14 protein-coding genes are annotated in these 14,160 nt (G+C 45.0%); 7 read left to right on the forward strand and 7 right to left on the reverse strand.

Annotated elements, in window-relative coordinates:
* Nucleotides 1-204: 204 nt before the first annotated feature.
* The 4 genes from QZY95_RS07385 (at nt 205) to QZY95_RS07400 (ending at nt 2,879) form a co-directional block, all read left to right on the forward strand.
* Nucleotides 205-756 carry a recombinase family protein gene (locus QZY95_RS07385; RefSeq protein WP_290921414.1) on the forward strand — a complete coding sequence of 184 codons (552 nt, stop codon included), beginning with the start codon at nt 205-207 and terminating at the stop codon, nt 754-756.
* Nucleotides 749-1,036, forward strand: coding sequence for a recombinase family protein (locus QZY95_RS07390; protein ID WP_290921416.1), 288 nt, complete (start codon nt 749-751; stop codon nt 1,034-1,036). Before QZY95_RS07385 ends, QZY95_RS07390 begins: the two co-directional genes overlap by 8 nt.
* A gap of 463 nt (nt 1,037-1,499) precedes the next feature.
* Entirely contained in the window at nt 1,500-2,090 is a 591-nt protein-coding gene (locus QZY95_RS07395) for a hypothetical protein (protein ID WP_290921419.1), read from the forward strand.
* A 459-nt stretch (nt 2,091-2,549) separates the two neighbouring features.
* Nucleotides 2,550-2,879, forward strand: a complete 330-nt coding sequence (locus QZY95_RS07400; protein ID WP_290921421.1) for a DUF6694 family lipoprotein — start codon at nt 2,550-2,552, stop codon at nt 2,877-2,879.
* Nucleotides 2,880-2,979: 100 nt separating this feature from the next.
* Here QZY95_RS07400 and QZY95_RS07405 read toward each other — a convergent pair whose 3' ends face one another.
* The 5 genes from QZY95_RS07405 to QZY95_RS07420 all read right to left on the reverse strand — a co-directional run bounded on the left by QZY95_RS07405 (nt 2,980) and on the right by QZY95_RS07420 (nt 7,206).
* Nucleotides 2,980-4,320 carry a peptidoglycan DD-metalloendopeptidase family protein gene (locus QZY95_RS07405; protein WP_290921424.1) on the reverse strand — a complete coding sequence of 447 codons (1,341 nt, stop codon included), beginning with the start codon at nt 4,318-4,320 and terminating at the stop codon, nt 2,980-2,982.
* 180 nt (nt 4,321-4,500) lie between these two features.
* On the reverse strand, nt 4,501-5,043 hold the full coding sequence (locus QZY95_RS07410) for a disulfide bond formation protein B (RefSeq protein WP_290921427.1): 543 nt from the start codon (nt 5,041-5,043) through the stop codon (nt 4,501-4,503).
* Nucleotides 5,044-5,051: 8 nt separating this feature from the next.
* Nucleotides 5,052-5,207, reverse strand: coding sequence for a DUF5993 family protein (locus tag QZY95_RS16640; protein WP_365971040.1), 156 nt, complete (start codon nt 5,205-5,207; stop codon nt 5,052-5,054).
* Nucleotides 5,208-5,299: 92 nt separating this feature from the next.
* On the reverse strand, nt 5,300-6,721 hold the full coding sequence (locus QZY95_RS07415) for an MFS transporter (RefSeq protein ID WP_290921429.1): 1,422 nt from the start codon (nt 6,719-6,721) through the stop codon (nt 5,300-5,302).
* 44 nt (nt 6,722-6,765) lie between these two features.
* Complete coding sequence (locus QZY95_RS07420; RefSeq protein ID WP_290921432.1) at nt 6,766-7,206, reverse strand: MarR family transcriptional regulator; 441 nt, start codon at nt 7,204-7,206, stop codon at nt 6,766-6,768.
* Between the two features lie 167 nt (nt 7,207-7,373).
* On the opposite strand from QZY95_RS07420, the gene hemW reads away from it, so the two are divergent.
* Both hemW and QZY95_RS07430 read left to right on the forward strand, forming a co-directional pair.
* Nucleotides 7,374-8,516, forward strand: coding sequence for a radical SAM family heme chaperone HemW (hemW, locus tag QZY95_RS07425; RefSeq protein WP_290921435.1), 1,143 nt, complete (start codon nt 7,374-7,376; stop codon nt 8,514-8,516).
* An 85-nt stretch (nt 8,517-8,601) separates the two neighbouring features.
* Nucleotides 8,602-9,492 carry a zinc dependent phospholipase C family protein gene (locus QZY95_RS07430; protein WP_290921439.1) on the forward strand — a complete coding sequence of 297 codons (891 nt, stop codon included), beginning with the start codon at nt 8,602-8,604 and terminating at the stop codon, nt 9,490-9,492.
* Between the two features lie 127 nt (nt 9,493-9,619).
* Here QZY95_RS07430 and QZY95_RS07435 read toward each other — a convergent pair whose 3' ends face one another.
* Both QZY95_RS07435 and QZY95_RS07440 read right to left on the reverse strand, forming a co-directional pair.
* The gene (locus QZY95_RS07435; protein ID WP_290921445.1) at nt 9,620-10,945 is read right to left on the reverse strand and encodes a M14 family metallopeptidase; all 1,326 of its coding nucleotides are present in this window, start codon (nt 10,943-10,945) and stop codon (nt 9,620-9,622) included.
* Entirely contained in the window at nt 10,945-11,790 is an 846-nt protein-coding gene (locus tag QZY95_RS07440) for a M15 family metallopeptidase (protein WP_290921450.1), read from the reverse strand. The genes QZY95_RS07435 and QZY95_RS07440 overlap by 1 nt, the downstream gene beginning before the upstream one ends.
* Nucleotides 11,791-12,187: 397 nt before the next feature.
* Here QZY95_RS07440 and dnaX point away from each other — a divergent pair, with 397 nt between their 5' ends.
* The gene (gene dnaX / locus QZY95_RS07445) at nt 12,188-14,101 is read left to right on the forward strand and encodes a DNA polymerase III subunit gamma/tau (protein ID WP_290921455.1); all 1,914 of its coding nucleotides are present in this window, start codon (nt 12,188-12,190) and stop codon (nt 14,099-14,101) included.
* Nucleotides 14,102-14,160 lie beyond the last annotated feature (59 nt).

Raw genomic sequence — 14,160 nt, forward strand, 5'->3', positions numbered from 1 at the left:
ATAAGAAACTTCACAGACTGCAAAATTGTGGGCTGTGAATACTGTTAGATGACTACCCGTTAAAGAAAACAATCAGCCTTTGTGTTCACTTGGGTATACTCTATTGACATGTATTCACGACTGTGTTCAATAGGGTCAGACGTTGCCACATTATGAACACGCCAAGCAACAAAGTCTTAACTCTAATGAATACACGAGGCTACCATGACCAACTTTGCTTACTGTCGAGTATCAACCTTAGAACAAGACACAACCATTCAGGAAGAAGCCATCAAGAAAGCCTACCCTGATGCAGTTATCCGTACAGAAAAGAAGACAGGCACAAATGCTGACCGCCCTGTTCTACAGCTCTTACTGGAAATGATAGGTAAAGGTGACAAACTGGTAGTGTGGAAGCTAGACCGTCTTGCACGTAACCTTGAGAACATGCTCTCTATTGTTCGTCTACTAGACGAGAAAGGCGCATCGTTGGTCGTGCTTGACCAGAACATAGATACCACTACAGCAGCGGGAAAAGCCTTCCTACAAATGCTTGGTGTATTCGCTGAGTTTGAGACTAACATTCGTAAAGAACGTCAAGCAGAAGGGATAGCTAAAGCTAAGGCTGAAGGTAAATACAAAGGGCGTAAACGTTCACATGACCGTGAAGCTATTCTTGAGATGCTAAAACGCGGTGTAAGCCTTAGAAAGACTGCTGAAGCCTGTGGATGCTCTCTTTCGACGGTACAGCGAGTAAAGAAGGAAGGTATTGATTAAGATTCTCGACCAAGCAATCGACACCTCTACCGCCAGTGGTAAGGCGTTCTTGCAGATGCTTGGAGTGTTCGCTGAGTTTGAGACTAACCTACGCCGTGAACGTCAGTTAGCAGGGATTGCGAAGGCTAAGAAGGAAGGGAAGTACAAAGGTCGCCCTACAGCCCATAATAAGAACAGAATCAGGGAAATGCTTGCCGAGGGGATAAGTCATTCAGCTATCGCCAAGAAGCTTGGCTGCTCAACTAAGACAGTGCAGCGAGTAAAGAAGGAAGAGAGGTAGCAATTCGATTCCGCGCTTGAGAATCGAACTCGCGGCTGATGGTATCTGTTTTTGTCACCAAACGACCTACCACAACGACAAGTTTGACACTATAACATGCTAGAGATATTAAACATACAAACAAAAGGATTAATATGTTTAGCTTTATTAAGAATTTAAAACTAAGCATCGAAATTAAGGGGATTCACTTAGTTGCAATCAGCCTTATCGGTGGCATTAGTTTGATATGTGTGAAAGGGAACACAGAGATTAGTGCTATCGCAATTCCTGTTCTTCTATTTATTGGAATATTTGCATTGCTATTCAGTCTCATGAGTGGGGACTAACCGTAACGATACGGTAGTGCACACGAAACGTAACCCTAGCTACCGATTACCAGTCAAGGCGACTAGCCTAACCCGCAATAAGCAATTCCCCTTCTTGTTCATTCTTTTTTCTTAAGATTATCCACAGGAGAAGTTCTATGATTGACCCTTTAAACGACTTCGATACAGAGAAGGTCACAGTTATTACAAACGGAAATGAGCAAAAAGGTATTGAATGCTTGTGGGATGATGAGTCCATTCTATTCAGAGCAAACGATGTCCTGATTGATTTTGATTCAACGATTAAACGTTCATACCCTGCGGGAGAAGTTGAATATAGAGTCACCGATCCAGGCTACACTCCTCAACAAATGCATTTTATCGCGATGTACTCTCCAAAAGTCACTCGGTTGTCCCATGCAGAACAAACGGCTTCAAAACATTCAGGTGTCTTTCATGTGAATACTGTTGTCATGAATAACAATGCACGGCTGAACATATCATCCACAGACCAGTCTACGAACATCCAACAACAAAGCTCACAGCTAGATGAACTTCGACAGGCTTTATGTAGCCAAGTCGATGACTCTATTTTAAAAATTGACCTACTAAACCTGTTAGAGACAGCAGAAAAGTCAGAAGATACTGAAGTGAAAAAGCAAGCGGTAGACTCTTTTCTTACCAAGTCAGCAAACATAATGACGATAGTATCTCCTTTTATATCCAACATCACAGGACTACTGTCATAATTTTCCTCAATCCTTGGCTCACCAACGGCTCAAAATGACAACCAACAAACTGTCTTTTTCAGGATTGACACTTACACATTTTCATTGCACATTGCCTTACACAATCAAACACGTCATGGCATTAAATCTATTGATGTAGGCATGTTAGCGAGTCGAGCTGGTTGGGTCTCTCCCCCGGCACCATCGATATCAAAAAGCTCTTAATTCGAAAGAATTAAGAGCTTTTTTTGTGTTCTGCCTCAAAAAGGACATCTGTTGCGATGTAGGCAGGTAAAGTTTTTTCTGTCATTTTTAGAAAAAGAGATGCGGTCAAATGCAGCATATTTACAATGGGATATTGCTGCTATCTATATAGTGAAAGAAAGCAATAGTAAAAACTCGTTTGTTGACTTCATCTAATTAAATGTAACATGTTGTTCGGTATGGATGCTTATTTTACAATAGTTAAAAGGGGGACACATGGATTGTCGTAAAATTATTACTTTTTGTGTAGGTGCTATTCTTTTACTGGGACTGGTGGCATGTACGCCAACGTTGGATGGATCTTCAGAAGAAGCGTATAATGCTTCCTATGAAGAAGTTATCAACGCTGTTCCAGAGAAAGATAAATTGCGCGTAAAAGCGGCGTTTGCAGCTTTTAAGGCTAAAAAAACATTAGAAGCTACGTTGGAAGGTACATTCTCTCCAGACGAAGTTTCGAAGAAGATTCTTGCAGCGATGGACGGGAAGACCGCAAACGATATCTTGAAGTTGACCGGTCAGAGCGAAATTAAAGAAGATGAGAAGTAATTTTTGTAATACAGACTGTTTTGAGAAATAGAAAAGGGTGGAGTAATAAACTCCACCCTTTTTTTGTATCCATACTTTGTAAATACGAATGGTGACAGTGCTATGCAGCTTTTTCTGCAACCTGTTCAGGAGCCTGAGCGGCGCCTGCATCTGGAGTAAGCAGTTTTACTTTTTCCTTCAGGATAGCAAGCTGTTCTTTTGTAGCTTTCGGGGCACGCGGGTTAGTTGCGCGAGTCGGGTTGATATATTTTCCGTTCTTTTTCATACGGAAATCAAGGTGAGGACCTGTGGAAAGCCCTGTAGATCCTACATAGGCGATAACTTGTCCCTGTTTAACTCGTTTACCGACTTTGAGACCACGTGCAAAGCGGTTGAGATGCAGGTACGCAGATTCATACCCGTTGTTGTGACGGATTTTTACGTACTTTCCTGCCCCTCTGCTGCGAGAGATTTTGATAACTTTACCGTTGCCGATAGCAGATACCGGAGTTCCACGCGGGGCTGCGTAGTCTACACCGTTATGCGGACGATAGGTTTTCAGGATAGGATGAAAGCGGCGTTTTGTGTACTTGGAAGAAATTCGGGTAAACTTAAGCGGAGCTTTTAAAAAAGCGCGGCGCAGGTTTTTTCCTTCAGCAGTGTAGTACTGGGTGAACCCGTTTTTATCTTTCAAATAGTAGCCTTCATATTCGTTGCCCTGATTAATAAAGCGGGCTGCGAGTATGTTTCCATACCCTTGGAACGCCCCGTCTCTGAATCGTTTTTCAACAACAACAGTGAATGAATCATTTTTCCGGATGTCTCGAATAAAGTCGATTTCCCATCCGAAAATGTCACCGATACGAACAGCAAGACCTGCTTTTTCACCTGCATTTGCGAGTGCTTCGTAAAGGCTTGATGTGATGATGCCATTAACACGCTCTGTGATGACATCGTACTGAATGTCTTTACGTTCCGCCACAAAGCCTGTGTCTGTTTTTGCTACTGACAGGTATTGATCGTTATCGATCTCATATTCGAATCTTGTGAATGCTCCGTCAGTAGTAACAACCCTGAAAGGACGACCACGACGAATCTTGGTGAGGCGGTATGTTTTATCGGCTGCATCAGCAAGCTGATAAACTTCCGCTTTGGTGAGCCATTTGTTCAGAAGAGTGGAGGCCGTTGCGCCTTTTCCAATTTTTCCACTGAACACTTCAACCACAGGCTGTGGTGCTGGCGCAGGTTCCGGCGTAGCCTGAACCTCTTTTGTCGCGGAAGCTACAAGCGCTTCCGGTGTTACCTCAGAAGTAGCGACAGGTGTGGTGTTTTCGATTTCGTTCTGAGCGGTCTGTTCAATTGTTGATGGTTTAAGTGATAAATATGCTGTTGCAGCAATAACAAGCACTGCAACAACCAACAAACATACTTTTTTTACGTTTATTTTCTGATGAATAGACATAATACCCTTACAAACGTTCTCAATTAGTTACCACATTCCATAATATACACGAACTAATAAAGATCATCTGAAAAGGGTTTTAGTCAAGAGGTTAGAAGGAACAAGTCCTAATAGGAGAGCATATTTTTCAGATATATAATGAGTTCGCGCAGCTATACTATGTGCAAAAATTGGTCATAGTCACGAATGGAGAAGCATATAGTTTACGGGGTTGTCTGGACACCGCCATCCGCATTCAAGGAATGTGACAACAAGCAGCGGGATGGTAATCAGAATCATGAATGCGAAGCCGATGTGGACTATTTTGTCGTTGTACGGCGGAGCATCAAGCGGAGACCATACATTTTCAATAAGTAACAGTAATGCAGTGACCACAAGTGCAATATAAAAGATTAATGATGACCAAGTGTAAAGGTGCAGCCCGAAAACAGGGGTTCCGTAGTTGCCGGTTCCTGGCACTATGTGGAGCAGAACCTGCCGGACGCTGACGGCTATACCGAACAGCGCAAACATGAGTGTGACTGAAAGGTGTCTTGGGCGAATTCCAAAGCGCAGGTTTAATAAAGGCCCCATTGCAAGCCCTACCATTGCGTAGCGTTGGAGGATGCACAGCGGACAGGGCAGATCGCCGATAATAAACTGCACGGATAGAGAGCCGCACATGACTACCGCCACCAAAAGAAGCAGGATTAGGTTAATCTTGCGCGCTAGTTCAGGATGCATATGCCCGCCTACAGGTTAATGTTTAACGAGTCTGTGGCGTGGGACATAAACCAGATTACGGCGAGTGCGATGGAGAATATTGTAACGTAGATTGCGCCCATCCGATGCCCGTACCATCCAATACCCATAGCCAATATTAGTAGTGAAAATAAAATAGTACTCATAATGACAGTGTATTGGAGGCAGGGCTGTAGTGCTAAGATAATTTTTGAAAAAAGCACAATTTTTTTCGGATGATGCGTTGTTTTATCTGTTTCTAATCGTCAGAATCTTCTTGTATGTTCTTGTACATTGCAGAGTGTTTCTGGGCTCTTAGGCTTGCATATGAGCAAGCTACGCCAATAGCGCTGACAAGAGTGAAGATTGAGAAGCCCGTTTGCATTGAGGTTATAAAGGCTTCAGGTGCCTCAAAAACAGAGGCGTTTCCCATAAACAGACTGAGAATAAAGGAAATGGACGACATAGCTGTGAGCATACCCAGAGTACGCATTGTTGCAGAAAGGCTGGCAGCAACACCGTAATGTCTCGGCTCAACGCAATTCATAATTACGGTAAGGTTTGGCGAAGAGAATAATGAAAAACCGAGCCCTAGAAGTACAAGAATACCCATAAGAGTATACAGGCTTGTTGAGGCTGTGACAGTAGAACAGGTGGCCAAAGCAACTGTGCATAATGCCAATCCGAACATGGTCAGTTTGCCCGGATTCAGCTTGTCCCCGAGGGCACCGGCAAATGGTGAAAGCACAGCCATAATTGCAGGTTGGATCACAAGAATAAGACCTGCGTACTGTGGTGAGATTCCCTTAATCTGTTGTAAATACAGGCTGAAAAAGAATGTTACGCCGAACGATGATGCATAGTTTGCTAGCAGAACAAGGCTGCTTAGTGAGAAGGTTTTGTTTTGTTTCAACAACGGAACGTTGAGTATTGGGTGTTCAGTTTTTGATTCCCACAAAAAGAAAAGGCACAGCCCTACAAGTCCTCCAACAAATAAAAATGGAAAGATTCCTCCGGCTTTGAGATGAGTAACGCCTGTCATTGCCATGCAGATGGCAGCTGCGTACATCAGGCTGCCTGCCCAGTCGAACGGTGCTCCTTTGGAACCGTACCATTCTCCGTGCAAACGGGTGAATGTAAGCCATAATGCTGCGAGTTGAAGTGGCAGTGCCCCCCAGAAAATCCAGCGCCAGCTTCCGTATTGAATAATAAAGCCTGTGAGGGTCGGGCTTGCTGAGAGCCCCATGTATACAGAAGCTGCAACTATTCCCATTGCTTTTCCCCGCACCTGCGGTGGAACTACAGAAGATATGATAGCAATACTGGTGGTGGCAACAAGTGCTGAGCCGGCTCCCTGTACAAAGCGCAGTGCAATGAGTGCTTCCATTGAAGGAGCGATGGCTATTAAAAAGGTGGCGCAGATAAAGACTGAGAGTCCGGTTAGAAAGACTTTTTTCCGCCCTTTGATGTCTGCAAATCGTCCCGCCGGAAGCATTAGAATACCGCCGGCAAGAATGTACGCCATTTCAACAAGTCCAAGTTGGAATGCACCGGCTGAAAATTCTTTGCCAATAGCAGGCAAAGCTACCCCGACAGCCGACATCATAAATGGTGTCAAAAACTGTACGGCAGCAACGATAAACGTTGCTGCCGTAGGTGAAACTGTTTTTTCGGTTGTCATAAACAACTCCATAATCAGAATAGTGTGTCTGTAGCGTGTAAGCGTTATGTTTGCGCGCCGTGCTTGCAAACCTTGGCTAAGAGCGTAGCAAGAGTTTTTTGCTCTTCCGGGGTCAGCGGTTCGAGCACCTCTTGTGTTGCTTCGCGTAACGAAGAACGTAAATCGCTTTTTATCCAGTTTGCTTTGTCAGTAGCAGATACAAGTTTTTGTCTACGGTTTTTAGGGTTTACTTTTCGCTTCACAAATCCCTTAATTTCCAATTGTTCTACTGCACGTGCAGTGGCAGCCGGATCAATAAAAAGCGCTTTGGATAATGCATCCTGAGTCATTGGTTCCTTGCTGTGAAGGAGCTCCATCATAAACGGAACTTGCCCGAAGGTTATGCCGTATTGGGATACTTTTTCTTTTGCTTTTGCGGCTTGCATTCTATGCGCCATTGCTACTGCGTAGCCTAATGGAAATTGTTCGTCTTGAAAGCGGGTCATTGCTCCCCCTGTCTCTTACGTAGTTAAAAACGTTACGTTGTATCAATTGTTGATTCGTCAATAGAGTAAAAGTGTTGATACGTCAACAATGCAGGTTTTATATTTTTGTTGAAGAGAAATATACAATCCTTGACGCCTGCGCTCCGTGTCCCTACTTTCAGCCCGTTATGTTGCTATATCTACATGTTCCCTTTTGTCGCAGTAAGTGCGGCTACTGTGCGTTTCATTCCCAAGTGCCGGATGACAATGCTGTGCAGGTCTATCTTGATGCCCTAATGCGTGAGATTGCGCTGTGGGGTGACCGGCTTGGTAATGTTTCCGTGGAAACGATTTTTATCGGAGGCGGAACGCCTTCGATACTTCCTTCGAAGGCAATTGATGTTATTTTGAACCGCCTCTCCAAGACGTTTGCTATTAGTAGCGGGGCGGAAATCAGCATGGAAGCAAACCCTGAGTCAGCATTGCGTGATTCTTTTTTGCACGATGTTCATGCTTCAGGCATCAACAGGTTAAGTCTTGGCATCCAAAGCCTTAATCGTGACCTTTTACATACTTTGGGAAGACCGCATTCTGCAAAACAGGCTATTGAAGCTATAGAGCGTGCTCGCCAAAGCGGTTTTGCGAATATTAATATAGACTTTATTTGGGGACTCCCCGGACAGCGAATCAAACATTGGCTGGAAGAGTTGAAGCAGATTGTGAAGCTTGGGCCGGATCATATCTCCTGCTATAGCCTGACGATTGAAGAGAACACACCGTTTGAAGCCGCATATGATGACGGTAAATTAGAGCTTCCTTCTGATGACGATCAGGGAAAAATGTTTTTATACGGCTCTGATTTTCTCGAGCTGCAAGGATACTCTCATTATGAGATTTCTAACTTTGCACGTATGGGCTTTCAGTGCCGCCATAACCTTGGATACTGGGAAGGCGCAGACTACTTAGGGCTAGGTCCTTCTGCGGTTTCCACAATTCGAAGCAGGCGATGGAAGAATACCAAAGATCTTGGGGAGTATGCTGAAAAGACCCGTAACGGGCAGATCGGAGAATATGCCGAAACACTAACTCCCCATGACCGAATGGAAGAGTTGATAATGCTTCGTCTGCGGACAGCGCGGGGCTTGCGGCTTGCTGCATATAAAGAACTCACCGGAAGGGTATTTATGGAAGATTTCCGTCCGATGATAACAGCTTTGCATCAACACGGGCTCGTGAAAATTCGTAATGGATATTTGAATCTTACGAAGCGTGGAATGCTTGTTTCGAATACCATAATTGAAAACTTGTTTGAGGCTATGGATCGACTCTAAAAAACGAAGTGTTGACTTTCTCAGCGGTGGTATTACTCTTAGGTCTCGCGCCGATACTTTGGGGCATTATGGGGGATAGGAGTATATGAAAAAAAGTTTGGTTTTGGCGGCATTAGCTGCCTTTGCTTTTGTTTTACTTCCTGAGGCTGCATATGCATGGGGCCCAGGAGTTCATATTTCCATAGCTGAATGGCTGCTTGCCAACCTCTCTCTTCTTCCGGCACCTGTTGCACATACTATTGCGCTTCACAAAGATGCTTTTAAATACGGTGCTCTTTCCGCAGACATTTTTATTGGAAAAGGCAGTACTGTTGTTCCGGGGCATAGCCATAACTGGGAAACAGGCTTTACGCTGCTGAATAATGTGCAAAGTCCCAAGTTGCGTTCGTATGCCTATGGTTATCTTTCTCACCTTGCGGCAGATGTTGTTGCGCACAATAACTATGTTCCAAGCTTAATGTCCGGTGCTCCGACATCTGGAAAACTGGGGCATGTGTATATTGAAGCGCAGGCAGACCGTTTGGTTCGTTGGAACAGCCGTAGTGTTCGGGGGTTATTTAAAATTTCCTGCACGGATCAGGATTACGAACTCTTGGCAGCAACGAACAAAAACCGAAGCGGATTTGCTATCCGTAAACAGGTGTTCCGTAGCAGTGTGGCACTATGCGGTGCGTATCCTTGGAAGAGCTCCCTTAAGCTTATTCATCATACAATGCCGGGTGCAGCAGATCGACAATATTTGCGGGCAATGATTGATGCCAGTGCTCGATCTGTAGTGAACGTGTTGTCTTTTCGAGATAAATCCGGTGTTATCGGTGTAGATCCTATAGGAGCGACCGCGCTTGCTAACTCCAAAGGACTTTGTGCCGGTGCTCCAATTATTCCTAGAAAGAATCCGTTCCCACTTGTTTTTCCACTTGATAAAAGGGTTTCCAGTCTCCCTAATCTTCAAGCTTCACACCGTATTGTAATGTAACAATCTACGCTGTTGGAGTTTAATGGCTTGCCGATAGAGCAAGCTGTTTTTGTGTTCAAAATTTTGCGATGAGAAAAGGGCAGCCGTTTAGGCTGCCCTTTTCTTTGGACTATACTGTGGTGGATAATTAACGGGCTGCAACTTCGTTATTGTTTGTAAAACGAACAAGCACCATTCCTGAAAATTTGTCACCTTTGTATGCTTCCACTCTATAAATGCGCCCGCTTTTGTCGAGCGAGAAGCGTGGTACTAGGTCTTTTTTGCGAACAGTAACATCACACTCGGAGCCTTTGTTTGGAGCAACAAAGCCGATGATGTTGAAACGATATCCGTCTTGGGAAGACACGCTGAAGTGGCTATCTACATCAACAATAGTTCCCATATCCACCTCTTGCATGCGTCCATCTACAGTGAAACGCAAGGTTGAAAGGCTATCGTCGAATTCAAAGAACTGCGGCGAAAGGTTTGTCAGATTTCTGTTGCCGTAATAGATCTTGTAGCCATTCGGTGCATCAACCATTGTGAGCAGTGGTTTGGAGACTTCAAATTTATTCGCAAGGTTTTTATTCATTGGTATGTAATTTAGGTACTTACGGACGTTTTCTAGCTCGAGCTGGAGTTTGCCACCATAGAGGGCAAGCTTAACCTGACTGAACATGGCTTGTTTAATTGCAGGCGGGTTAAGTGTGAAATCTCTTGAAAACGTAATGCCTGCCTGTTTGAGGAAAGATTCAAGAACGGACAGGTGATAGTAGGTTCGAGTCGGTGTCAAAAAAGATTTGCTGGCCTCAATGCCGAAAGCAGGTTTCCCGTGCTTGATAGCATAGTATGTCAGAGACTTTTCCATCTCGTGGTCACCCTCTCTTGTTCGGGTATTTTTCAGATGGAATTTGTCGCTGGGTTTCAGCAGTTCGGAGTTGGCTTTTTCGACTGCGATTTTGGCCATGTGATCAAGATTACCAAACAGTGGATGTTCAATATTCTTTTGGTCAATAATGACGCATTGTCCCCAGTATCTTGGGTTGTGGAGCCGGTCAATGTACTTTGGATTGTAGAAGCCGCTTCCGTCATGCAGATTCAACACGAGGTCTATCTGGTCATTACGAATAATTTCTTTGATTCGTTGAACTGACTGGTAGTCTGGGTCGTTTTTATCAAGTGCAGCAAATTTGCGGTTCATGTCACCGTACGAGCCGCGGGAGCTTTTGATGATACTTAAAAAATTTAAGTTAGGAACAACCCATACGTTTCCTTTGGTGATGTTGTAATGAGATACAAGCATGCCGGCAGCGCTGAATCCGCCGGGTTCGTCACCTTGAATGCCGCCGATAACAAGAATTGTAGGGCCGGCAGGGTCGTTTCCGAGTTTGTGCAGAGAAAAATCAAGCGGGCTTTGCGCAAACGCTGAAACAGCTGTTGCGATAACGAGTATGAGAGAAAGTAACAGTCGCATTATGAGCTCACCTTAACATGCCAGGGTTCGTACCGTACGCCCAGCATATTTCCTCTGGGGTATCGAAGGGTTAAGTAACCAAGTTCATTTAATTTGCTGAAAACACGTGTTTCTGTAAAACGCGCAGTAAAGTTGGATTTACCGTATCGTTTCTGACCTACGTCAAAATCGCTGATGCCGTGGAAAGAGTAGCCCGGAGGAGCGAGAGAGCGCGAAGCAAGTGACAGGTTGCCACCGTTTTTGGTCGCTTTCATGAGAAAGAGATGAAATTGCTTAACGACGCCGCGGACTCCTGATGTGAGGATGACGTCAGATGATAGGGCTTTTTTGATTTCCTGCCATACCTCATAAGGATGCCCTTTAAAGAGGTAGTGCCCGCTGTTGCGAATTTTAATAACGTTTTTACGGTTGATAGTCTGCGTAAATGCAGTGATTGGTTTATCACCGTAAAAACCTAATGTTCTGGCATCGTAGTAAAAAATTTTTTCAAGAAACGCTTTCTCTTCGGCCGAAAATGCACCGATGCGTGAGTAACGTTTGCCAAAAATGAATGCTTCATCCATGCTGATAATGTTGAAATTTCCATAGCCTACTGTACGCATTACTCGTGTAATCTTGGCGGTACAGCTTTTTAGTAAGCTAAGCTCTTCACCTTCAAGCACAATATCGTCTGGATGTGCAGAATCAAAATGACTCATCTTTGAGATGTAGTCTTTTACGTGTAAATCAAATTGTCCGCGTTGCTCATGCGGCTGCTTTTTGACAAGTTCAACAGCAAGCGCGTTGCATGGTATTGTCATCGCAGATGCAATACAGATATTTCGTAAAAAAGATCGTCTGTTCATACGTCGCTCATGGGAAAAATACATGCACCACAGCATCATTGCCGCTTGTTTCGGAAGAAAACTACGTTATTTTATCTAAAAACTAAACCCTGTTAATAATGGTTTTACAACTAGGATTGCACTGTATTGGTTTTTTCGGAGTAATACATTTGCAAATTGTCCGGGTAGATCCTTTTCAGTATAGTTTTATGTATTTTTCAGGCGTTGGCGGTGTAAGCTGTTGTGTCGCATGTATGTGAAAAATAATGAGCAAAACCGTCTGCACCAAGGGTTCACCTTGCTTTTGCCCGTTTTTTTTTTTAGCGTGGCTAATTGTAGTGCTTTTTATGCGTTCCTTGTTTTGAATGCATATTATGGAGCGCACAAAGCCCAAATTTTTCAAATTTGCAGGACCATAATGAGTACAGCAGCATTAACCACAGCCTACAGACCACAACGTTTTTCAGATGTTGCGGGGCAGGAAACCGTAAAGTCAGTCCTTTCCCGTGCAGCTCAGGAAGACAAGATAGCTCCGGCGTACCTTTTTAGCGGTACTCGCGGAGTTGGCAAAACTACAATTGCCCGTATTTTTGCAAAAGCATTGAATTGCCAGAATGCTCCTACCGGTGAGCCGTGTAATGAGTGTGAGAATTGCAAAAAAATTACTCAGGGAATGCATGTAGATGTGGTGGAAATTGACGGTGCTTCCAACCGTGGTATCGATGACGCGCGCAGATTGCGTGAGTCTATCGGGTATGCTGCTATGGAAGGACGTTACAAAGTCTTCATTATTGATGAAGCCCATATGCTTACCCGTGACGCATTCAACGCGTTGCTTAAAACTCTTGAAGAGCCTCCGAAGGGGGTAACCTTCATTCTTGCGACGACTGAATCACACAAATTTCCGATTACGATCATCAGCCGTTGTCAGCACTACACGTTCAAAATGCTGACAGAGCAGGAGCTAGTCGACCATTTGACTAAGATTCTGGAACTTGAACAACGGGGCTATGATCCCGCTGCAGTGCGTCTTATTGCACGCCGTGCAGCCGGCTCCGTTCGTGATTCCATGTCATTACTCGGTCAGGTTCTTGCCTTAGGAAATGAGCGGCTTGAAGTTGCCGATGTCCGTTCAATCTTGGGACTTGCGGGACAAGAGCTGTTCTTTAGCGTTATGGACGCAATGAAGAATCAGGATGTTGTCGCTCTTTCTCAAGTTATCCGTGACATTTTAGAACAGGGCGTTGATATTGGCTTCTTCCTCAGGGAATTGGGCAATACATGGCGAAATCTGTTTATGCTGAAACAAGCTGGTGAACAGGCGTTGCCATTGTTGAACCTCCCTCAGGCAGAAGCGCAGCAATGGCTTGAGCTGGCACCTGAGTTTGCGTTGTCTCATGTGCATGCCTGCTGGCAGTTAACCCTTGAAGGGCAGCGTCGTGTGCTGACAAGTTTAGAGCCTGCAATGGCGCTTGAACTGTTATTGTTGAACCTTGCATTCCTTCCGAAGTTGATTTCAACAGAATCTCTTTCCAAAGGAACTCCTGCCCCGCAGCAAGGGGCTAGCCAACGTGCAGCTGCGCCTCAGAGTGCACCGCAAAGTACCGCGCCTCGCCCACACCAGCAGACTCAACCGCAATACTCTGCTCCGCAAATGCCGCAGCCTCAACCTGCGCAACAAGCGCAGCCCGAGCAGCAGCATTCACAGCAGACTGCTGGACAGCCGCAGCCTCCTCATAGGCAGCAGGCGCAGCGGCAGCAACCACCGCACAGGCAGGAACCGCCTCATAGACAACAACAGCAGCGTGCTGCTGCACCATCTTCAATGCATTCTTCAATGCCACCTATGGATGCACCACCTGTTGAACTTCCGCCGGAGCTTGGCGGTACAAACCACAGCATGAGTGCGCCGCCGGATATTCCTTCTTCTGGTGGAGGAGATGCTTCAAGCAATAACCAGCCGTCCGATCTTACCCGTTGGAGCGAATTTTTAGAGTCCTGCCAGAAGCAGGACGAGACGGGCGGCAAGAGTTTGCAATACCTCGCTAAGGCTACCGGTAAACGTGTAGGTGATACATTGCAGATTACTGCTGCCGGACGCACGCAGTATGAGATGTTGAACGATAACGATATCATTGCACGGCTGTCTGCCCGCGCCAATGAATGGTACGGAATTGGTACAGTCGTTTTGAAAGAGCCGGTAACTGAAGCGCGTAGTTATCATGAATTAAAAGAAGAGATTGAATCTGATCCGGCAGCGCAGCTATTAAAAGAAGAACTCGGAGCTGAGCTGCTGACATTCAAACATAAAGATGATCCAAGCCGGAAATAACTTTCTGGATGGTGTGCCTGTAACGGTGCAGGTGCTTATATATTCGAACAACGATGCAG

Source organism: Halodesulfovibrio sp. (genome assembly GCF_015482765.1).
GTDB lineage: Bacteria > Desulfobacterota > Desulfovibrionia > Desulfovibrionales > Desulfovibrionaceae > Halodesulfovibrio.